This window comes from Sporosarcina sp. BI001-red, assembly GCF_003384035.1.
Taxonomy (GTDB): domain Bacteria; phylum Bacillota; class Bacilli; order Bacillales_A; family Planococcaceae; genus Sporosarcina.
The window spans coordinates 300,172-321,546 of sequence record NZ_QQAK01000012.1; the positions used below are offsets into that span (position 1 = coordinate 300,172).

Below are 21,375 nucleotides of genomic sequence, written 5' to 3' on the forward strand. Positions count from 1 at the left end.
ACTAACGGGTGCGTTTGCAGAACAAAAGTTACTTGGAGATGCTTAGTTTCGAAAGAAATTTTTAACTTAAACCTCATCGTTATAATTTAAAAAGTATGATCACTATCAATAAGGTATAGAACTTTTCCAATATGCGGTACAATAATAGAAATACTCTACTTGTATACTTGGGAGGTTACTCATTTGTTTGAAGTTATTAATAAAAAGAAGGCACAATTAGATGCTGCTCGTCCCTTGCCTAAATATACATTGAAAAGTTTACGGGAAAAGTTATTTCTAGAATGGACCTATAATTCGAATGCGATTGAAGGAAACACCTTAACCATGAACGAAACGAAAGTGGTCCTTGAAGGAATTACAATCGGTGGTAAGACACTGAGAGAACATTTGGAGGTTATCAATCATCGGGATGCCATTAGTTATGTTGAAGAAAATGTCCAAATGAACGAATCTCTTTCTGAATGGCAAATAAAAAATTTACATCGGTTAGTACTTAAAGGAATTCATGAAGAGTATGCGGGTGTTTACCGTAAAGAACAAGTCTTTATTTCGGGTGCCACACATATACCATCAGCGCATTATCTGATCCAAGAAAGAATGGAACAAATGATGAATTGGTATCGAAACGAAGGAATTCACCTTCATCCTGTTGAGCGTGGCGCGATGTTACATGCTATTTTTGTTGGCATCCATCCTTTTATAGATGGAAATGGACGAACTTCTAGACTTTTGCTGAATTTAGAAGTAATGAAAGATGGATTTCCTCCTGTCATTATTAAGGTGGAAAATCGATTGGCCTATTATGAAGCTCTTGACAAAGCACATACGACAGAAGATTATAGCGATTTTATAGCATTAGTAGAACGTGAAGTAGAAGACTCTCTTGACTTATATCTAAGTACAATTAGTTAAAAAGCATCTCTATGAGGTGCTTTTTTGCAACCAATAGTTGTGCTTCAATCCGGCCGCGTCTTTCAATTTCTAGATAGGAGGTTAAAAGATGACACTTCAATGGAAAAGAGAAAGTATTATATTTGATAGCTTGTATGAAGCAGATGTTTGGGCCGATTCACTAGGAAATGAAATGTATGCAAGATTATATGATGGTTATGACACACCGGATTATAAAATAGCTTATTCCTTGGCTTTTAGAATTGCCGAGATGAAAGAATTCAGAGTCTTCACAAGAAGGACAATAGGTAATAATTATAGATTTAAAGTTTGGGTGGTACCTTTTTAGTGCAGAACTAATTTTAAATTCAAACTAACGGGGGCATTTCTTGCATAAGGTTTGTGCTCAATCGGGCCATTTTGTTGAACAACATGTTTTACAAGGTGGCGAAACAATCACTAAAATAAGCTAGGAGGTTTAAAAAAGATGAAACAATCGGGGACGCTATACTTTTTCTGCGGGAAAATGGGAGCAGGAAAATCAACTAAATCAAAACAAATGGCAATAGATAAAAATGCGGTACTGTTGTCTGAGGATGAATGGCTCTCATCTCTTTATCCGAATCAAATCGAATCATTTGAGGACTATCTAAAATTTTCGGCGCAGATCAAGCCGTTTGTGAAAAAACATGTCCAAAATATATTAAGTGTCGGTACAGATGTGGTGATGGATTTTCCAGCTAATACTCAAAAGCTACGAACTTGGTTTTTGGATATGGTATTAGATGTCAATGCGAACCATCAACTAATTTTCCTTAATCTAAATAACGAGCAATGCTTACGTCAAATTGCACAAAGGCGTAATGAACAACCTGAAAGAGCAGATTTTGATACGGAAGCGGTGTTTATTCATGTTACTAATTTTTTTGAAGCACCAAAAGCATCCGAGGGTTTAAATATTTTAGAATTTAGTGGAAATGATTAACAGGGAGTTCAATATAACGTTGCATAGATTTCAACTAACAGGTGCGTTTGTTGTAGATCATAAGCCTAATTCCTCTTTCAAGATACAGGATTATGCTTATGATTTTTTTAGGTTTTCAACATTTTACATTTACACATTCTTGATGTTCACACCACTGGTACATTCTTTGGCAACGAGTGGTACATTCTCGTGGTTGCAATCATTCAAGGCTTTTGGAAGCAAAGGCAATGCTTTGAGAATTGATGTCACAGTAGCTTTCGAATCAATTTGAACAAGAATATACCCCATAGCATCGCCTGCCGATACAGACAAGGGTATGGGGTATATTCTGGTTTATTATGGACAATATAATTGTATAGCATCTAGAAGCGCATAGGAACAGATCACTGTTTCGCTTTACGGATTTCTAGTCACTCTTTTTCTCCTGTTGGGTTAAGAGTGATTCCTCCCGAATCTTCTTCCTGTTCATTTCTCTCTTTGGATTCTTGATCCATTTTCTTTAATACCTCGCGTTGTTCGTCCTGAGAGAAGTTGGTATAAAGCACTGTGGTCTCAATTGTATTATGCCCCAACTGATCGCGAAGACCGACCTTAACGTGATTTTTAAAAATTCATCAAACGCTCCAACCCCTTGTGGCACAAGGGATTGGAGCGTTTTTGTAATTAACGGATCAACCGGAATAGGCGATTAACGCTAAAACTCTTGTGGCAAACTAGCTGACCAAGGAAGTAATGAATCAAACGCCTGTAGAACGGTAAGACCCTTTTGTGAAGTTGTGTCAGGTAGTAATGCTATAAGTTTTCGAGAACAGTATCAGAGGAGAGATAGATTATCAAAAGGTAGTATTATTTGGAATTTAAGTAATTAACAATCTTTTTTATTGTATTTGGATGATAAGGTGAAGAGGATACATCTGATACGAAGATTCTTTCAATACACATAAATGGACAATTCTGGTATAATAGAATTGAGAAAGATTAATCACAGTATTCAAGAAACGGGCCAGATTAAGTCGAATGGAGGAAACCATATGATGAGTTTTGGAGTTAGACTTCTTACTGGTTTTGTACTTATGGGTATTTTATTTACCATTATAATTTTATTAGTTGAACCAATAATTTTGCGATCGGGTTTAATTGGTCTTTCTGTAATGTTCGTTTTGATTTTTTTTAATTCCTCAGTTTTCGCACGGCTAAAACGATGAATAGTTTCTGGGATTTATCGCTATTACCGAATCGGGTGCTTTAACGACACAAGGCTTGTGCTTCAAACGGGCCATTTTCCGAGTTGAGTAGTTAAGTAATAAATTTTTAAATATGGATTGATTAGAATGATGATTTTAGTACCTTTTCTAGCGGCTGTTATATCGGGAAGTATTGTACTGTTGATCACTTGGGGCTTAATCAAAAAGAATTTTTCTCTACCAGTGAGAAATATCCCAGGAATCATAACAGTTATAGCGGCAATTGTTTTATTTTACATTGGCTTTGTAACGGTTAGAGGATTTGAAGGGGCAGCCTATTTGTTTCTGGCTTTCTTTTTAGTTGGTTTTGCAGTCGTTTCATTTTTAATGGTAAAAGTTATGGCGAAAAAGTTTGTTGGAGCAAAATAAGGAACGACTCACACCTTCCTCGTTAAACGGGGGCAATTCACTAAGTATTCGGATAGGGAAGGAACATACTCTGGAAACTTTTCAAATAAGTATCGCAAAGGAACGAAATTTTATTCTATTAAGGACATAGACCCGGATGAAGCAATAGCTATTGAGGAAGATGGAAAGTATCGTAAAGCAATTAACAATGGAACGTATGTGAAATAGTCAGCTAAAGGGTGCGTTAAGTGAACAACTGTTGCGCACCAAACGGGCCAAGTATTAGTAGAAATCCCTCAACACCTTCCCTCTACCAGTGTAAAAGAACGAGGTTCAGATCTTCTTTATAGAACGGAGAGATAAAATGATTAAATTAAGTAATGTGGGCGAAGTAGAATTTAAAAGGTATAAAGACTTTATTATTTCTGACAATGCTAATGAAATCACTCAAAATTTCAACTTAACACTTGAGCAAGCACTAGAAGAATCTAAAATGATGATAGATGACATGTTTAAAGATGGATTGGCTACTGAGGGGCAATATGTCCACAATATAATACACGCTGACTCAAATGAACAAGTAGGTTTTCTGTGGTACAACGTAATACCAGAAATTAGTGCAGCATATTTATACCATATCTTAATAAATGAAAATCATAGAGGTAAAGGTTTTGGGACGAATACTATTGAAAAGCTTCAAGATAAGCTTAAAGCACATGGAGTAAAATCAATTGGATTAAGTGTTTTCGGAAAAAATGAGGGGGCTTATCGATTATACAAGAAGCTAGGATATTCAAATACGAGAATATCGATGGAGAAAACCTTATAAGTGATTTGTAATCCGAGATACGTATTATAGATATCTCGATTCCGAGTATTCCTTAATCGGGCGCGTTTGTTTGTGCGAAATGTTCCTAACTCAAATGAAATGTGGTCACACAATTTCGGTAAAGGTTAGGCAGTTTTAGGTTACCTAAAACTGAAGGGTTATATCGAGAAGTCGAATGAGGAGGTAACGCTCCGAAAGGCTTCCCCTGCGTCGAGTAGCACGCGGATTAGTAAGGAAAAGCGTGTTATAAGCTCGGCTAATAGGCGTGAGAATTTACAGTAACAGTTTAGTTTGGCTGACGATATCCTACCCGATGGGGTGGTGTAAATCATGATGCTTGGGTTGAACAGATATAGTGAGAATGCAATGTAAATACAATAACATACTGTATTGCTGACGAACTTCTGAATGTACGGGTCTAGACGCGCGTTATATACAAATGTATTTACTACCAAATGTAGGGTTAGCTGTGGATGAGTAAGAATAGACAATATAAAAATCCATCTTGTGTTATAGGCGCATGCGATGCTAACAGGCTCATAGGAAGCACCTAAATTTGTTCGATAATAGATGTAACTCAACGTTGTAAGCTGATAACGTGGAGGGCTTACTCTCGGTGAAGCGTTGGAAAGGAAAATAGTCGTGAGACTAGCGGCTGTATAACTTTCTTCATATCAGTGAAAGTGGTGGCACAGTACCGTTGAAGCGTGTAATGAACGTGGAGGGATAGCCACTAGGCTAATGAAAGATTCATTCAACCATGCAAGACAGGTCTTTCAACGATTAATAAGGTTCTTGTAAGACTAATAGAGGTTCAGCTCCAAAGGAGCCACCGACTTGTTAAAACGTAAGAAACTGAGGCACAACGAGTATTATGATATGCAATATCATTTTGATTCTTTATACGCTCAAAGTGCCAATGGTCAAAACTTTTATGAATTACTCGATTTAATGCAATCTGATGGAAACATTCGATTAGCTCATCGTAATATTAAACGAAATACTGGTAGTAAAACATGTGGATATGATGAACTAACGATTGAAGATATAAGTCATTTATCCGTCGTAGAAGTTGTATCTACTAGTTTTCGCTATTGATCCACTACTGATTTTTTTACTTACAACTCTTAACAGTAGTGGATTTTTGTATGACTACGAAAATCACAAAATATTATTTGCAGGTTTCTTATTACATTTTTGTTTGTGCTTAATATATGGAGTTGTTATTGATTATTTCATCCGTTTGTTGTTCAAGGAAATTCCTGAAACGGACTAAAAATGATTGTTTAGCCTTCCTCAATCGGGGGCTTGAACGGTATGGTATAAGGTTTGCGCTTCAAACATGCCAAAATATTCCATAATTTTAAATACGAAGAAAACGTTAAGTTGATAAGAAAAGGGTTCCCCCTGATTATGAAAATTTAAAACAAGAAAACTTTTTAATAACCAGCATTATTTTTTAGCTTTACTGACAGGGTGTAATTATCAGTAGACACTTCAACGGTTATGAAAACATATAGATTTTGAATTACTGGGTTTGCAGGAGCGGTAAAAAACGCCAAAGAGATTGAAAAATTGATTAACAAGATTAAAATAGACTACATATTGAGCCTTAAGTATTGATATTATTTCAATGAATTAAGTGGCTCTAAACTATATTAACAGTTCACTACCGGGAGACATTTCTCGAAGAAGAATTGCATCCTTTTTATTAATCTGGCCATCGTTTACGTGTAGTGGAATAGTGTAAGAGTAATTATTATTTGAACTGAGCAAGAGGGGGATTATTATTTTAATTTTGTTGGGTCTCTTAATTTCGTTTGTTACAGGAATTATATTTTTGATATTATCGGTTAAGATAGTAATCTCATTTATTAAAAAGAAGCCATTTCCTAAAAAATTATTGCTTGCAATGTTATTTGGGGTTGTATTGGTATCCTCAATCTATGTATACAAGGTGTATTTTTTTACATTTGATGATATTGATAAAGAATTCATCCAAAACGGACCTGGTCCTGATTTATCGCCTACTGAGGAATATACGGCAAATGCTTATTACGAACCATATGGTGGTGCGGCAGGAGGAGTTAATGTGTGGGTAGAAATAACAAAACATCATGAGAATGACAGTAAGAAAATAATTTATTATAGTGATGCAAATGACAATATTCTTCTGGATTGGGTAGATGAAAAAACGTTACTCATAACCAACGCAGCACCTTATAACAACAGTATGAAATTAGATGTGGAAACAGAAATTTATCATGATAGAGGATTAGCGTGTCGAAGTTGGTTGATGAAGGATGAGTATGAAACTTGTTATCAAGAATAATCTTTTATTGTCAAACTAACTGAGGCGTTTGTTTCACCACTAGAACCGTTTAAAGGGGTCGCAAAGTACTTACTTTAATCGTGGCATAGCGTAAGAATGAGAACTAAAATGGGTAGGGGGAAAATAGTAAAAAAAAGATTGAGGATGAAAACAGTGAAGAAGTATAGAGGAGAATTAATTTGGGCTATTTATGACGGTCAGTTGGAAAAGGTAAAGAGAATCATACAGTTGGAAATAGACATCATAAAGCTGAGGATGATGGACGTACACCTCTCCACTGGACGGTACAGGAAGGTCATTTGGATATCTTGCAATTACTAGTTTCCTTAGGTGCTGACGTGAACGTAAAGGACGTCGAGGGGCATTCTCCTCTATACCAAGCTGCTGCCGATGGATACATACAACTAGTCCGATATCTTTTAGAAAATGGTGCTGATATTGAAATAAAGTCAAATAATAATACCACTCCAATAATAATTTCAAGCAGTTGGAATCAACTAGAAATCATAAAATTACTCATTCAAAGGGGTGCAAGAATTAATACAGAAGATGAGGATGGAAATACTGCTCTCTCTTATGCAAAAGAATATGAAAATGAGGAAGTCGCTAATTATCTGCGTGAGCATGGGGCAAAATAATATTATCACCTAAACGGTGTTTATTAATAGTGAGCGATTCAGAAACAGGGATCTGCTCTCTTTCAACAAAAGGGCCATTATCCAGGTTACTTTAAAATTAGGGGTTGATATTTTGAAGAACAAAAAGTTAAGGATTATTTGGATTATCCCTAATATATTTTTATATCTAATGTTCTTTGGTGCTTTAATTTTTGTGATTAGTAATTCCGAGGGTATAAGGGAAATAGGACAAACACCATTGTGGAGTTTACTACTAATTGGACTATTTGTAGTATCTTTTGGAGGAAGTCTGCGGATATGGCAATGGATAGCTCAGGGTAAAATGTAAATTACATGTTAAACATTCGGGTGCAATTCTGGAATTAGGATTATGCCGTTAAAGGGCCATTATGTTGAATACTAACAAGCGAGAAATAAAATGAGTGCAATTGTTAAATTAGGCGGTAACCTCTCTGCTAACGGGTCAGGATAATTGAATAACAAAGGGCAAATAATAGAATTTTTCGGAAGTAGGGAAGAAAAATGATTGAATTAAGAAAAATTACCCACGATAATTTTGAGGCGGTGTTGAAGTTAAGCATAACAGATGAGCAGAAAGGGAATGTGGATTCCAGCATATATTCTTTAGCTAGAGCCTATGTGAGGATACTCAACGACGAAAAGCCTCCTATGATCTTCGCTATATGCCATCATGATGAAGTCATAGGATATGTCGATATGGGATTTTACAAACAGGCGGAAAGTTCATTTTTACGTGAAAAATATGGAGATAAATCCACTTATGGAATTAATCGCTTTATGATTGATGTAAAGCATCAGGGCAAAGGATTTGGCAAACAAGCCATGATGAAAGTTATTGATTACATAATGTCGTTTCCACAAGGAAAAGCCGATGCAGTCTCTCTATCATATTGGCTGGTAAACGAAGCCGCCCGGAAGTTGTATGCGTCTGTCGGTTTCATTGAAACAGGAGCGATATGGGACGGACAAACAGGGGGTAATTGGAATGCAGAAAGAAAAGATATAGAGTATGCAGAAGTAGGTGCCAGACTCGGATTATAAAGCTAACAATTTGAATAGTGCATCGTACAGTATAAGACCAACTATGCGAAGTCAATAGTAAAAATGCAAAAAGAAAGCACAACATTAGCCGTGCAAAAAAGTGCACGCTTCCGCGAACCGTAATGAAGCGCAGATTACTTCAATAACAATCTTTAGCAAACGGAGCGATTGTTTAACAAGGATTTGCACACTTTTCAGTAACGGACCATCTTGTTTAATACCAAAAAATATACGTGGAGGATAGCAATGAAACCTAAATTCCATGTTACACAAAACAGTTCCTTTATAGATACAGCATTGGAAATCCGAATCACCAATCTTCCACCGTGTGAGGTTGTAACGTTAAAAGCTGAAATGTGCGACAACCTTGGCAAGAATTGGGAGTCGTTTGCAGAACTTATGTCTAATGACGAAGGGGAAATCAATTCAGCAACTGCGAAGCCTATATCTGGTACATACTTAACTCCTGATGTGACTGGTCTTTTTTGGTCTATGTCACCTGTCTCGAATGATAAACCAAAAAGAAGGACCCCTTTAAAACCATTGGAAACAAAGCTATTTGTAATGAGAGGGCAAGAAGTTTTGGCATTCACCTCGATAATCCGAGAGGTGGTTTCGCTTAAAGTGGATAGACTTCCAGTACGTGAACGAGGACTTATCGGAATATTCTTTTATCACTCTAATGCCGGACCTTTACCCACTGTTATCGTATTGGGTGGATCTGAAGGTGGGTTAAGGGAAAGCAATGCTGCATTGTTGGCATCGCATGGATTTAACACGTTAGCATTGGCGTACTTTGGTATTGAAGACTTACCAAAAGAGCTAGTGAATATTCCCTTGGATTATATCGAAGAAGCAATAGATTGGTTGAACGGTAATCCGAATGTTGACTCCAACAAATTAGGTGTATTTGGAACATCTAAAGGTGGGGAACTAGCATTATTAAGTGCATCAATCTTTCCATCAATCAAGGCCGTTGTTGGATATGTGCCTAGTGGAGTTGTTTATCCAGGAATAGGTCAATCAGGACTTGGTTTAACTTCTTGGCAATATAAGGGGCAATCGTTACCATTTTCCTATGGCAAGGTTCCCATGGAGGTCACGAAGAAATTGGAACAGGCAATACATACAAGTAAACCGATATCCTGGCGTGAAACCTACCAATATTGGGCAGAAGGTGAGAAACAAGCAGAGATTGCAGTCGAAGATATTCAGGGTTCTATTCTTTTGATTTCTGGTGGTGATGACCAACTTTGGCCAGCTGATATCTTGTCTGAAAAAGTAATAACTAGATTGAAAAAACACAACCATCCTTACAATTTCAAACATATCAACTTTCCGAAAGCTGGTCATTCTTTTTCGGCTCCAGGATTTCCAACTACACAATCTGCCATGTCTCCATTTGGAAATGGGAAGTTATTACTTGGAGGAACACCTAAAGATAACTCACAGGCTCAATTTGACGCTTGGCGAAGAACAGTCGTCTTTTTTAATGAAACCCTAACCTCTAGATTAGATTAATCTATGGGAGCTCAGCAAAAGGGTGCTTTAACGATACAAGGTTTGTGCTTAAATCGAGCCAAATTGATTAAGAAACACGAGTTGCGATGTGAACAATTTATTTTAAATATTACCTATGAGTGGTGGTGATCAAGTGGAGTTGATATTTATTCGTCATGGCCAGGGAGAACACACACTAGACATGCCTAATAGCTTGTACTTAAAGAGTCCTTCACTAACTATAAAAGGAATAAATCAAGCGAAATTGTTAAATGAAAAGTTCACTTTAACAGATAAGGATATTATATTTATTAGTCCTATTAAAAGAACCATAGAGACAGCTCTAATTTGGACTAAGAATATTGACTGTCGTAAGATTGTAAGTCCATTTGTTTCTCCGCGTATATTCCCTACTCGTAAAGATGGTAAGACATTGCCTTGTGACGAAATTATTGATTTGGAAATAATAAAAAGAGATTATCCAGAACTAGAATTAGATACGTACGCGTCTTCTAATTTATGGTCTAGTGGTATTAATACTATGTGTGATAGTGAATACAATAAGATTGCACGCGAATTTATTGCGAGTTTGAAGTTGTTAAAAAGAAATAAAATTTATGTAGTTTCGCACGATGGTACGATTACTGCATATCGCCAATTTATTTCTGGCTATAGTTTGTCAAGAAAAGATTTTCTGGATGAAACAGGTTGGTTTGAAATTAGATGCTGACCAAAAACTGTGCAATTGTGAGTTCAATTCTTTTATAACTTTCAGCAAGAGGAGGCAATTCAGGCATAAGGATTTGCTCTCTTTTCAGTCAAACAGGGGCGTTAACCGTACAAGGTTGTTCATGAATAGGGACAAATGGTTGGAATTTTCTCTTAAGGTAAAAGCGCCTCTTATTACAAAGGATGCCTGCGTTTAGTCGCATTTTGGTATTTCATTTTCCTTTAATCTTTTTTGTTTGAAATCAATAGCGTGCCAATCTTGGGAGGTTTCGTTATTAAAAGTGATTGTCACTAGATCATTAGGAGGACCGTGGGCATCTTCAAATGTTATCGCCTGCACGGTAATATTAAATAAGTAAGTGCCTACGGGCAGCCTTTCAATTTTGATAATTTTTTCGCACTCAATTTGTTTGCCTTCGCCATACTGCTTCTCCAATTCCTTTTCAATAAAGGGATAAAGCATAGTAAAAATCACGTCATCACGCAATTGTAGATCATTTTCGGTTACATTTTTGGATTTGACAGGGGAATAAGAGAAAAGGGTCAAGCAAGCAATCAATAATAAAAGGCTTTTTTTCATAAAAATCCTCCATTCAATGCTAATTTTAGTATGAACAATTAAGTAATTTTTATTAAACTTATGAGGGTGTGTTAAACAAAAAAAACGGTCAAAATGTTCTTCAATCGGGGCAATATAATCGTTAAAGAACTGAGGAGGGAATTGTATTGGGGTTTTTAATAGGTTTTTCTATTATCATAATTTTCCTATGGTCAATCGACTCTCAACTAAGAAAAGGGACAACGCAAAATGAAGAAATTAAAGAGTTATTGAAAAAATTGACCGATAACAACAGATGACATCTTACATAATCGAGGGCAATTCCGTCCTAAGGATTGCAACTTTTTTTAGTAATAGAGCCAGATCGTTGTATTAAGAATGGAGTTTTGAATTTGAATTTATTGAATAACGGAAGCAATAAATCCCTATGAGCAACTTCAAGTGGTTAACAGTAGTGGCAAATTATATTACATGGTTTTTCAATCTCTAAAAGATGTTAAAGCCAGTTTAGAAACAGTGGGTACGACAGTGCTTGTCAAGTTGAACGAAGTGAAACCGAAAGATAACGATGTAAGGCAATATGTCTATTCTTTAACAATGGATCAGTATCATGACACGATAGAGATTCAAGTTAATGGTGAATCCATGGCTCACCCAATGACTATTATAGACTAATGGGTGTTCTCCTAAATAAAAATATAAACTTGTATAATAGATAATAAACTCCGTAAAGAGGTGGATTTCTATGGCTAAAGTTGACAATTCACTTGCCATTCTATGGATGCTTAGGTCAGGTGAAAAAGTTACTGCAAAACAAATTTCAGAAAAGTTGGAGGTGAATATTAGAACTGTATATCGTTATATTGATACACTCTCAATAAGTGGTGTACCTATAATTTCAGACGCGGGACATAATGGTGGATACACTTTGTTGAATAATTTTATTGAAGCCCCTCTTTTTTTTGATTTTCAGGAGCAAACTTCACTCTTTCACGCTGCAAGTTTCGCTGAAGAAGCAGGGTATTATGGTGGTGAAGCACTAGATAGGGCTATTTCAAAGCTAGGTAAATACTCGAACCAAGAGCAAGAATCAAAGATAAACCAACATTTAACCAGTCTTGAAGTAATATCTCGATTAAGTCCGCTTGCTATGGAACCTTTTTTGAATGAGTTGGAGCAAGCGGTGTCCGATGGATTCTCTGTAAAAATTCTATACCATAAAAGTGGCCAAGAGCATTTAAAGTATAGACTGGTAGATCCGTATAAAATTATTTATTGGAATAATAAGTGGTATATGATTGGGTTCTGTCATCTCAGGAATGATATCCGTAGTTTTAGGGTAGATCGAATGGAAAGTCTAATACGAACCGAAGATACGTTTCACCAACCAGAAAATTTTTCAGCACGTGAATTTTTTATGGGGAATCTTCTCCCTACTATGGATGATAAGGAAGGGATTATTTCTTTGGTTATTAATGGAGATGAGAGGGTGTTGGGGGATATTTGCCAACATTGGTTTTTGGGTCATTATTTACAAGAGCGCACCTCAAATCAAGCAGTATTTCATCTTGAAAAAGAGATGATGCATACATACGTACCTAATTTACTTTTGCCGTACGGTAAATCTATTCGAGTTATTGAGCCAATTAGTCTTAAGAAAAGAATGATTGAATTTTTGGCGGAATTAATAAAGTTTCATCAAATATAACATAACTTCACTGACGCTAGATGTCAGTGAAGTTATGTTATATTTGGCTATATTAATTGTGAATGGAGTGTTATTCGATGCAAACAAAAAAAGTGTTTCTTTATGTTTTTAATACAATGTCAGACTGGGAATATGGATATTTAATTGCTGAACTAAACTCAGGGAGATATTTCAAAAAGGATTTAGCACCTTTAAAAGTAATTACAGTAGGAGCTAATAAAGAAATTATTACTACGATGGGAGGGTTGAATATAAAACCGGATATTTCCATTAACGAATGTGTTCTCGAGGGAATGGATCTCTTAATTTTACCTGGGGGGAATACTTGGGGGGAAGATATTCATCTACCTATCTTAGGAAGGGTTGGAGATGCTTTAGAGATTGGTACTATTGTTGCTGCTATTTGTGGTGCAACTGAGGGACTGGCAAATACCGGATACCTAGATTCTAGAAAGCATACAAGCAATGACCTAGAGTATATTAAAATGGTCTGTCCTAATTATAATGGAGAAAAGTTTTACGAGATGGGGCCTGTCGTATCTGGCGAGAATTTGGTTACTGCATCAGGAGTAGCTCCTTTGGAATTTGCGATGGAAGTAATGAAAAAATTAGATGTATTTACACCAGATACATTGCATTCATGGTATAACCTAAACAAGACTCACAAACCAGAATACTTCTTCCAATTAATGAATTCGGTAAGTAGATGAACTAAAAAAACCAACCCGGAAATTTTTAACAGGTTCGGTTTAGAATTTATTGTTACTCACTATCTATACTCATTAATTAGCATCGCATTTTGCGATGCTTTTCCATTTTAGAAAGGTGTTTCTAGGATGACTCGGTAATTAAGACCTTCCTTTTCTTAAATCTAAAAAATTCTATGGAACTATCCTAGATATTTATTAACATACACTCACGGATTAAACAGTCATGAAGTAAAGATACAGGGAGAGTTTCTACCTTGCCATAATCGGGCATACCGTGCTCCTACTATTGACGTGTAAATTCAAATTGTTTAAAATACTTCTGGTAAAGTTGCCTCCGAAATAGTGCCTAAACAGGTTTTTTAACTTTTAAATTTCAAAGACACAGGTTGGTATGGTGATAAAATGAATATGTATGTATCTGAAAGAGAGTTGGTAAAATGGGGATATGTCGGTTACAATTCTGATGGGCTACAGCTCTTACGATTAATGAATGAGTCAAAATAATACCTAATACAGAGTATAGAACCGGGTTACCGCGTGCAAACGATCGTTTTTTCAGATAGAGTAAAATCATTCCATACATATAATTTATCGAAAGAAGTCTGAAATATAAAATATCCGTAGTATCTAGATTTTGAAATGGGAGGGATTTAAGTGGAATCTATCGTGTCATTACAACATGTAAATTTTAAGCGGGGGGGTAAGTCGATATTAAATCAGATCGACTGGAACATTCAAAAAGGAGAGCACTGGGCGATTTTAGGATTGAATGGTTCAGGTAAGACCTCCTTGCTAAATATCATTTCAGCAAATAACTTTCCGTCCAGCGGGGAAGCAATCGTTCTAGGCAACCGGTTTGGTCAAACAAACTTGCCCGAGTTGCGAAAAAGAATCGGATTCGTCAGTAGTTCACTAGAACGGTTCGCACAATTTTTTCAAAGTGAATCGGTGGAAAACGTTATTGTAAGCGGCAAGCATGCCAGTTTTGGTTTGTATGAGGAAATTCACGAAGAGGATTGGATGCGCGCATATCAGCTCTTGGATGATTTCAGGCTATCTTATCTAAAAGGGAAAAAGATTAACTTATTATCAGAAGGCGAAAAGAGAAGAGTACTCATCGCACGTGCACTTATGAGTAATCCGGACATGCTCATTTTGGATGAACCGTGTTCAGGGTTAGACATTTTGTCGCGCGAACAGTTTTTGAATTCATTGGAGAAAGCTGCGTCCAGCGGATGTCATATTGTCTATGTAACCCACCACATTGAAGAGCTAGTGAAAGAAATTTCTCATGTGTTGCTATTGAAAGACGGCGAAATTGTAGCAGCAGGTCCAAAAGCAGAAGTGCTAAAAGACGAGCTCGTAACTGAAACATTCAAAGTCCCTTTATCATTAAACTGGTCCCAAGGCAGACCTTATTTGACTGTAACTGCAGACGTGTGAGTATGAATATAAAAGGGGAGTCAGTGTTGGTGGCACAGAGACCGCACTAGGCTTGGAAAAGCTAGAAGAAAATCCTATATAATTGCGGGGGAATACATAGTGATAAGGCGTTTAGTTGCACAAGATGCAGAAAAGTATCTGACGTTAAGATTAGAGGCTTTACAAAACAGTCCCGAGTCATTCGGTTCTACATATGAAGAAGAAAAAGATCAACCTGTCGATAAATACAGAACAAGATTTCAATCACGCGACTCCATTACATTTGGTTCTATTGAAGATGGTGAACTTGTTGGTATCATTACGCTAGTTAAAGAACATCGGATTAAACTCCGCCATCGTACAACTATTGTTGCCATGTACGTTTCTCCAAGTAAACGAGGTTTAGGCATTGGGAAGGCTTTAGTGAATGAAGCGATTACGATGGCAAAAGAATTGGATGGTGTGGAGCAAGTCTATCTAACTGTGGTTACGACAAACAAATCAGCAAAAAAACTATATATTTCATTGGGATTTGAAATTTTCGGTACCGAGAAACAAGCATTAAAGCTAGATGATAGCTATTTTGATGAAGACTTAATGGTATTGTTTCTTTAATTTAATATCACAAGTATACTCCGATTGAACTAAAAATTATCCACTGATTACTCAGAAAACGGGATGTAATATTCCAAGATTTATGGTAAAATTTAAACTATAATATTGAAAGGTGTGATGAAAATGCACTATAAATTTAATTGTACTCAAGAAGAGCATTCTACTGGAGGATCTTACGAGTAATTCGATGAAAAATTAAATTGAATGCTCGTAAATTTGATAATTATTGGGGGAGCATTCATGTTAACAAACCAAGGATTTAACTTATGGGCGGATGATTATGACAAAACCGTGCAAATCAGTGAAGAAAAAGACCTTTACCCCTTTGCTGGATATAAGGAAATACTGAATACTATTTTTAATGAAGTGATGCAAACGGAGCATTCTCAAGTCTTAGACATTGGATTTGGAACAGGTGTCTTATCTAGTAAACTGTATGCAAATGGTCACGCAATCGATGGGATAGACTTTTCATCAAAAATGATTTCCATTGCTCAATCTAAAATGCCCGCTGCTAACTTGTTTGAGTGGGATATTTCAGCAGGATTGCCTCCAAACATTCTTAAAAATACGTATGATGCTATTATTAGCACGTACACATTACACCATTTGCCTGATGATGAAAAAACAGCATTTATATCTGACTTAATCCCTCTTCTAAAAAAGGGCGGTAAACTGCTCATTGGCGACATCGCATTTGAAAACAGGGAACTCTTGGATCGTTGTCATGAAGAAAATAAGGATTCCTGGGATAACGATGAATTCTATTTTGTACATGATGAAATCAAAACTTCGCTACAGCATACGTGTGAGTTTTATCCAATCTCACATTGTGGCGGCCTATTCATTATTTCGGCTTGAAAAGTTAGAGTGGCAAGAGTTTAAACTTTTGCCACTCTTTATTTTTAACCGCAAGTCACATTCAGATGGAGTGGAAAAGGAAGGAAACACCTAAATCAGCCCACGGGGAAAATATACAGATTTAAGGGGGATGAATAGAATGACACCACCAAAACATATTGTTTCTGCCGCAGCGATTGTATTAAACGACAAAAATGAGCTTCTGTTAATAAAAGGACCACGCAGGGGTTGGGAGATGCCGGGCGGGCAGGTTGAAGAAGGGGAATCTATTCAGGAAGCTGCAGTCCGAGAAACGAAAGAAGAGTCGGGGATTGAAATAGAAATCGTCAAGTTTTGCGGAATCTTTCAAAATGTAGAACGGTCTATTTGCAACACGCTCTTTCTAGGAAAAGATATTGGGGGACAGCCAACTACCAGTCCTGAGAGTTTAGAAGTAGGGTTTTTCCCAATAGAGAAAGCATTGGAAATGGTAACTTGGAAAAACTTCAAACAAAGGATCGAATACTGTTTAGACAGGACTACACATCCTTTTTTTATTGACTTTTAACTGTTTTATCTGAATAGAAAACCGAAAAAGAGGTGGCATCAGTGAATAACCGATTTGAGTTAAGTTTTAAAAACAAGGAAGTTCGAGTATGGTTAGCCATTATGATTCCAACAGCGCTAGGGGAAATAGCTGTTATTCTACTTTCTGAAACTCCAAATAGCTATATAAATGCTCTCCTTCCATTACTTTCTTGGACAGTCTTTTTTATTTGGCGGTATTTTTATAAGAGGAAACAGAAGAAGTTAGAATCGCTTATCTAAAGGACTTAGAAATATATGAGGTTTATTAAGCACTCGAATTTGATGGTTTAAAAAGGATTTCAGTGTTTAAGTTGGGAGGATGAAAAATGAATGAAAAAAATGAGACTAATAGTAAATCCATTATTTCACTAACTCTTGGTATCCTTTCAATCGTCGTACCACTGATTGGTTTAGTTCTTGGTGTTTTGGGACTTGTATTCTCAAGAAGTGCTTCAAAGGATATTGTTAAAACAAGTGAGAATGGTAAAGGTTTAGCGACCTCAGGTTTAATTTGTAGTGTGGTAGGAATCGTCATTCAATTATTTGGTGTATTGGGACTTATAGCTTTCAATTCTTTAACTACTGTTGGTTAAGTCAGTCAACTTAGAAACAATTTCATAAAATGTGCTATAACCGGGGCTGTTTATACGTAATGACTGCACAACAATAGGGTCGAATTCGTGAAAAAACAAAGTAGATAGGGTGAATTTTATTATGACGAAGAAAACTAAAATGTTCGTAATGCTAGGTACTTTGATTTTTGTAATGACAGTATTCCTGATTAGTACTCAATCCTATTTTAATAATAAAGAAATTGGACTTGCTAATGATGGATGCCCTGAAATAGGTGGAATACCCGATCTACAAAGTAGTTTTTTAAATTTAACTTATTCTTTTTCTTGCGATACTAGTAATTAATCTAAGTAATTCTCTTACTTCAAAAACGGTTGAATAATTTTTGAAACTTCTCAGAATCAGTGGCAATTCTTAAACAAGGTTTTGCGCCCCTTTCAGTAAAATGGCGAAATACAAAATGCATGATGAGGGGATTGAAAGGAAAAATACAAATATAGGGCTTGTTTTACTTCTGTCGAGTGCCATTATTTTTGGCTCTGCCATAATATCAGCATCAATCTATTCCCTAACTCTTGGAAGTGTCGGTGGGCCAGGGTGGAACAGTAATTATGGGATCTTTGGAACTGCACTACTTAAAGTAGGGACTTTGCCATTAATTATCTCTCTGTTGTTGGTCATAACAGCCATTATACTAATCGTTAAGGAAATAGAGAACTTTAAAGATAATGAGATGCAATCGAGGACAGGTGCAGGTGCGAAATGTTCCTAACTCAAATGAAAAGTGGTCACACAATTCCGGTAAAAGTTATGCAGTTTTAGGTTTCCTGAAATTAAAGAATTATATGGAGAAGTTGAATGACGAAGTAACGCTCTGAAAGGCTTCTCTTGCATCGAGTAGCACGCGAATTGGTAAGAAAAATCATGTTATAAACTCGGCTTTAAAAGCGTGAGAATTTACCGTAACAGTTTGGTGAAACACTAACAATTGGAGTCCTTGTACAGTGAAACAAGGAAAATCGCATAGAATTTTTTTAAAGGAGCGCAGACCAGTGAAACAATTGCTTAAACTTTCGTCTTTTTTGACGCTGGCACTTCTAATATCGAGTGGTTGTGCGGTAAATAGCGGGAACGGAGATTCACTTGACATTCAAGACGCATATGTCGGGGACTTATTTGAATTTAAAGATGCATATGTTGGAGATGCCAGTGCAGTGTTGAACATCGTAAGCCAGTTGAAGAGTGCAGATCACTTTCAAAGATTTGAACTGAAAACGGCTGAAGAACCATATGGCATGATTTTAAATTACGGCAATGAAACAACAACAGAACAGGAAACTAAAAACACTGCGATTTATAACGCTACATTCTTATATACCTTAATTAGGAATGCAGAATTGATCACTTTTAAATTTGCGGAACAGGAGCATACGATCACGAGAGTAGATCTGGAAAACTGGTATGGGAAGGATCTGCGAGAAGTGCAAAGTGAAGATGAGGTAAAGTCTTTACTCCAAAAGTATGTGAATGATGAAGAGATGGTAAATCAGTTAGTCACGGAATGAGCAGGAGTACAGAACTATACTCTACAGATTGATTTGAGCGAATAGATAACCATTTGTGAATCATGTCTTTTGTTATGTTCAAGCACGAGGAAGAGACCAAAAATGGTTAGGTTTAGAAGAATAGGAGTACACATACGAGGAATTGATAAAAGTTAAGCAGTTGACTTGTCATACAGTGAAAGTAATTCAGCGCTGTCTAAAAGGAGAGAACTCAATGCTACAAGCATTAATTTTTGATATGGATGGGACTCTATTTCAAACGGACAAAATTTTAGAATTGTCACTTGAGGATACGTTTAATCACCTACGACATCAAAATAGATGGGATTCTATAACCCCTATCGATACTTATCGCGAAATTATGGGGGTACCTCTACCAAAAGTATGGGAAGCTTTGTTGCCTGATCATTCTATCGCAGAGAGAGAACAAACAGATTCTTATTTTCTAGAACGATTAATTGAAAACATTAGAAGCGGAAACGGTGCTCTATATCCTAATGTGATAGAGATTTTTGATTTTCTAAAAGAGAATAATTGTTCAATTTACATAGCGAGTAATGGTCTAACTGAATATTTAAATGCAATTGTGAGTTATTACAAATTGGAGATTTGGGTCACGGAAACTTTTAGTATTCAACAAATAGAAACGTTGGATAAAGGCGATTTAGTTAAAACAATTCTAACAAAATATGATATTCAGACAGCCGCGGTAGTAGGAGATCGCTTATCTGATATTCATGCAGCTAGAGATAACGGACTAAGAGCAATTGGGTGTAACTTTGATTTTGCAAAAGAAGATGAACTGGCCATGGCCGATTTGGTAATCGATGATTTAGGTGAGCTAAAATCAATCCTACAAACTATTTAACTATATGTTGTCACTCTAAACTCGAGATAGTAAAAGTGTGATGTCCGATAATAAACTCGTTGAATTACTGGTAGATATAACTAATTCCTATGTATAATGGATAAATTCAGAACTAGAGTTTTATCATTCAGGGATTTTTAGAATCTTCCTTACTAACGTCGAGGAGGTTGCTATATGGAAGTCACTAATAAGAATAATTTAAAATTTCTAGACTTTCTTTTTGTGAATGAATCCGAGATTTACCACTATCAAAGATTGGCCGGTTCTTATGCTGTGATAAAGTGTGAGGTTCAGTATCTTTTATGCTATAACACGCGGAGAAAGCAATGGGAATTACCCGCTGGGCATAGGGAAGATGATGAAACACCAAAAGAGTGTGCAGCAAGGGAACTATACGAAGAAACGGGGCAACTTGTAGAGGAATTAAAATTTAAAGGCTTGCTCAAAGTGAAAAACTTGCTAAATGGCGAAATTAAGTTTAATCCCGTATATTTTTCTACCTTGGAGAAACTTATGCCTTTTCAAAACAATTGTGAGACCTCTGAAATTAGACTGTGGGACTTAAACGAACCGTTGAGTTATGTAGACGAAGTAGACTTGAAAATTTTTGACTACATGGAGTAAAGGATTGCTTGAGAACTCATATATCAGTGATTACAACTAATGAAACGTACCACTCGTGACATGTTTTTTACCACCAAGTGACATAGTTTGTACCAGTGAGTGACATTACCTTTACCACTTCATACCTTCTGGTTAATCAACGAGAATAAATATACTATTCAGAAATATGGATGCTATACTTGTTATACAAAATCGGCTAATTCGTAATAGCGTCTTGATGCCGCCAACTGGCCATTATCTGTTTGAAATATGCATTTATTGCAAGCGAAAAAGTACGTCAGCGAATGAGTAGATAACTTAGTTGAACCTATAAAAGCTTAGGGAAGGACTGTGAAACGGATGAAGGAGAATGATTTTCAAGAGCCTTATCGAGATTTAATGGGGGATATTATTAAAAAGCATGCGGAAGAAGGGGGAATGGACAATCTACCGGGGAAAGGTAAACCGTTGAACGCTGATTATTTTTCCGGAGATACATTTCAACACTTTCAGCGAATTGCTAAAGATGCAGGCTACAAGCCACACTGGCTGAATTTGCAACACGAAATTCGGAAGGATGTTCTGCAACTTGCCGATTTTCATGAGGCTCAGATCACGGTTAATATCGAAGAGCGTTTGAAGGAAATCAATTTAAAAGTCTTTAAATATAATCGGTTATGTCCTCCTCCTATGCAAAAGGGGCCCGTTTCTATGGATACAATTCAAAACGTACTGAACAAGAGAAATTAAATTGATTTGTAAAAGC

General features: G+C 36.4%; 23 protein-coding genes and 3 pseudogenes. 25 read left to right on the plus strand and 1 reads right to left on the minus strand.

Annotation, left to right across the window (positions count from 1 at the left end; all coding sequences use genetic code 11):
• The first annotated feature begins 183 nt into the window (after positions 1 to 183).
• The 11 genes and pseudogenes from DVB69_RS10895 to DVB69_RS10955 all read left to right on the plus strand — a co-directional run bounded on the left by DVB69_RS10895 (position 184) and on the right by DVB69_RS10955 (position 10,559).
• On the plus strand, positions 184 to 912 hold the full coding sequence (locus DVB69_RS10895) for a Fic family protein (RefSeq protein WP_116019127.1): 729 nt from the start codon (positions 184 to 186) through the stop codon (positions 910 to 912).
• 88 nt (positions 913 to 1,000) lie between these two features.
• The gene (locus DVB69_RS10900) at positions 1,001 to 1,240 is read left to right on the plus strand and encodes a hypothetical protein (RefSeq protein ID WP_116019128.1); all 240 of its coding nucleotides are present in this window, start codon (positions 1,001 to 1,003) and stop codon (positions 1,238 to 1,240) included.
• A 138-nt stretch (positions 1,241 to 1,378) separates the two neighbouring features.
• On the plus strand, positions 1,379 to 1,876 hold the full coding sequence (locus tag DVB69_RS10905) for a P-loop nucleotide/nucleoside kinase family protein (protein ID WP_116019129.1): 498 nt from the start codon (positions 1,379 to 1,381) through the stop codon (positions 1,874 to 1,876).
• 1,331 nt (positions 1,877 to 3,207) lie between these two features.
• The gene (locus DVB69_RS10910; RefSeq protein WP_199562851.1) at positions 3,208 to 3,489 is read left to right on the plus strand and encodes a hypothetical protein; all 282 of its coding nucleotides are present in this window, start codon (positions 3,208 to 3,210) and stop codon (positions 3,487 to 3,489) included.
• A 343-nt stretch (positions 3,490 to 3,832) separates the two neighbouring features.
• On the plus strand, positions 3,833 to 4,297 hold the full coding sequence (locus DVB69_RS10915; RefSeq protein WP_116019130.1) for a GNAT family N-acetyltransferase: 465 nt from the start codon (positions 3,833 to 3,835) through the stop codon (positions 4,295 to 4,297).
• 837 nt (positions 4,298 to 5,134) lie between these two features.
• Positions 5,135 to 5,380: pseudogene (locus DVB69_RS10920) on the plus strand (group II intron reverse transcriptase/maturase); the annotation flags it as partial.
• A 757-nt stretch (positions 5,381 to 6,137) separates the two neighbouring features.
• On the plus strand, positions 6,138 to 6,629 hold the full coding sequence (locus tag DVB69_RS10925; protein WP_233505372.1) for a DUF5412 family protein: 492 nt from the start codon (positions 6,138 to 6,140) through the stop codon (positions 6,627 to 6,629).
• A gap of 254 nt (positions 6,630 to 6,883) precedes the next feature.
• A pseudogene (locus DVB69_RS10935) lies at positions 6,884 to 7,267 on the plus strand (ankyrin repeat domain-containing protein); the annotation flags it as partial.
• 522 nt (positions 7,268 to 7,789) lie between these two features.
• Positions 7,790 to 8,329, plus strand: a complete 540-nt coding sequence (locus tag DVB69_RS10945) for a GNAT family N-acetyltransferase (protein WP_116019134.1) — start codon at positions 7,790 to 7,792, stop codon at positions 8,327 to 8,329.
• A 246-nt stretch (positions 8,330 to 8,575) separates the two neighbouring features.
• Positions 8,576 to 9,850, plus strand: coding sequence for an acyl-CoA thioesterase/bile acid-CoA:amino acid N-acyltransferase family protein (locus tag DVB69_RS10950; RefSeq protein WP_116019135.1), 1,275 nt, complete (start codon positions 8,576 to 8,578; stop codon positions 9,848 to 9,850).
• Positions 9,851 to 9,983: 133 nt separating this feature from the next.
• Positions 9,984 to 10,559 carry a histidine phosphatase family protein gene (locus DVB69_RS10955; protein ID WP_116019136.1) on the plus strand — a complete coding sequence of 192 codons (576 nt, stop codon included), beginning with the start codon at positions 9,984 to 9,986 and terminating at the stop codon, positions 10,557 to 10,559.
• Positions 10,560 to 10,751: 192 nt separating this feature from the next.
• Here DVB69_RS10955 and DVB69_RS10965 read toward each other — a convergent pair whose 3' ends face one another.
• On the minus strand, positions 10,752 to 11,138 hold the full coding sequence (locus DVB69_RS10965) for a DUF3888 domain-containing protein (RefSeq protein WP_116019138.1): 387 nt from the start codon (positions 11,136 to 11,138) through the stop codon (positions 10,752 to 10,754).
• A gap of 420 nt (positions 11,139 to 11,558) precedes the next feature.
• Between DVB69_RS10965 and DVB69_RS10970 the strand changes: the two genes are divergently transcribed.
• From DVB69_RS10970 to DVB69_RS11040, 14 genes and pseudogenes are all read left to right on the plus strand, one after another.
• Positions 11,559 to 11,792 carry a hypothetical protein gene (locus DVB69_RS10970; protein WP_116019139.1) on the plus strand — a complete coding sequence of 78 codons (234 nt, stop codon included), beginning with the start codon at positions 11,559 to 11,561 and terminating at the stop codon, positions 11,790 to 11,792.
• Between the two features lie 70 nt (positions 11,793 to 11,862).
• Complete coding sequence (locus tag DVB69_RS10975; RefSeq protein WP_116019140.1) at positions 11,863 to 12,825, plus strand: helix-turn-helix transcriptional regulator; 963 nt, start codon at positions 11,863 to 11,865, stop codon at positions 12,823 to 12,825.
• 77 nt (positions 12,826 to 12,902) lie between these two features.
• Positions 12,903 to 13,535 carry a type 1 glutamine amidotransferase family protein gene (locus tag DVB69_RS10980; RefSeq protein ID WP_116019141.1) on the plus strand — a complete coding sequence of 211 codons (633 nt, stop codon included), beginning with the start codon at positions 12,903 to 12,905 and terminating at the stop codon, positions 13,533 to 13,535.
• Between the two features lie 654 nt (positions 13,536 to 14,189).
• Positions 14,190 to 14,978, plus strand: a complete 789-nt coding sequence (locus DVB69_RS10985) for an ABC transporter ATP-binding protein (RefSeq protein WP_116019142.1) — start codon at positions 14,190 to 14,192, stop codon at positions 14,976 to 14,978.
• Between the two features lie 99 nt (positions 14,979 to 15,077).
• The gene (locus tag DVB69_RS10990) at positions 15,078 to 15,572 is read left to right on the plus strand and encodes a GNAT family N-acetyltransferase (protein WP_370452962.1); all 495 of its coding nucleotides are present in this window, start codon (positions 15,078 to 15,080) and stop codon (positions 15,570 to 15,572) included.
• Between the two features lie 240 nt (positions 15,573 to 15,812).
• Positions 15,813 to 16,433 (plus strand): class I SAM-dependent methyltransferase, encoded by a 621-nt coding sequence (locus tag DVB69_RS10995; protein ID WP_116019144.1) that lies wholly within the window; start codon positions 15,813 to 15,815, stop codon positions 16,431 to 16,433.
• A gap of 139 nt (positions 16,434 to 16,572) precedes the next feature.
• A complete protein-coding gene (locus tag DVB69_RS11000; RefSeq protein ID WP_116019145.1) occupies positions 16,573 to 16,980 on the plus strand; it encodes an NUDIX hydrolase in 408 nt (135 codons plus the stop codon).
• Positions 16,981 to 17,326: 346 nt separating this feature from the next.
• Positions 17,327 to 17,593, plus strand: coding sequence for a DUF4190 domain-containing protein (locus DVB69_RS11010; RefSeq protein ID WP_116019147.1), 267 nt, complete (start codon positions 17,327 to 17,329; stop codon positions 17,591 to 17,593).
• 121 nt (positions 17,594 to 17,714) lie between these two features.
• Positions 17,715 to 17,918, plus strand: coding sequence for a hypothetical protein (locus DVB69_RS11015; protein WP_116019148.1), 204 nt, complete (start codon positions 17,715 to 17,717; stop codon positions 17,916 to 17,918).
• Between the two features lie 115 nt (positions 17,919 to 18,033).
• On the plus strand, positions 18,034 to 18,345 hold the full coding sequence (locus tag DVB69_RS11020; protein ID WP_116019149.1) for a phosphatase: 312 nt from the start codon (positions 18,034 to 18,036) through the stop codon (positions 18,343 to 18,345).
• Positions 18,346 to 18,625: 280 nt separating this feature from the next.
• Entirely contained in the window at positions 18,626 to 19,138 is a 513-nt protein-coding gene (locus DVB69_RS11025) for a DUF4825 domain-containing protein (RefSeq protein WP_116019150.1), read from the plus strand.
• A 199-nt stretch (positions 19,139 to 19,337) separates the two neighbouring features.
• Positions 19,338 to 20,006, plus strand: a pseudogene (locus DVB69_RS11030) (HAD family hydrolase); the annotation flags it as partial.
• 174 nt (positions 20,007 to 20,180) lie between these two features.
• Complete coding sequence (locus DVB69_RS11035; protein ID WP_116019152.1) at positions 20,181 to 20,630, plus strand: NUDIX domain-containing protein; 450 nt, start codon at positions 20,181 to 20,183, stop codon at positions 20,628 to 20,630.
• 339 nt (positions 20,631 to 20,969) lie between these two features.
• Positions 20,970 to 21,359, plus strand: a complete 390-nt coding sequence (locus DVB69_RS11040) for a DnaJ family domain-containing protein (protein ID WP_116019153.1) — start codon at positions 20,970 to 20,972, stop codon at positions 21,357 to 21,359.
• Positions 21,360 to 21,375: the final 16 nt, after the last annotated feature.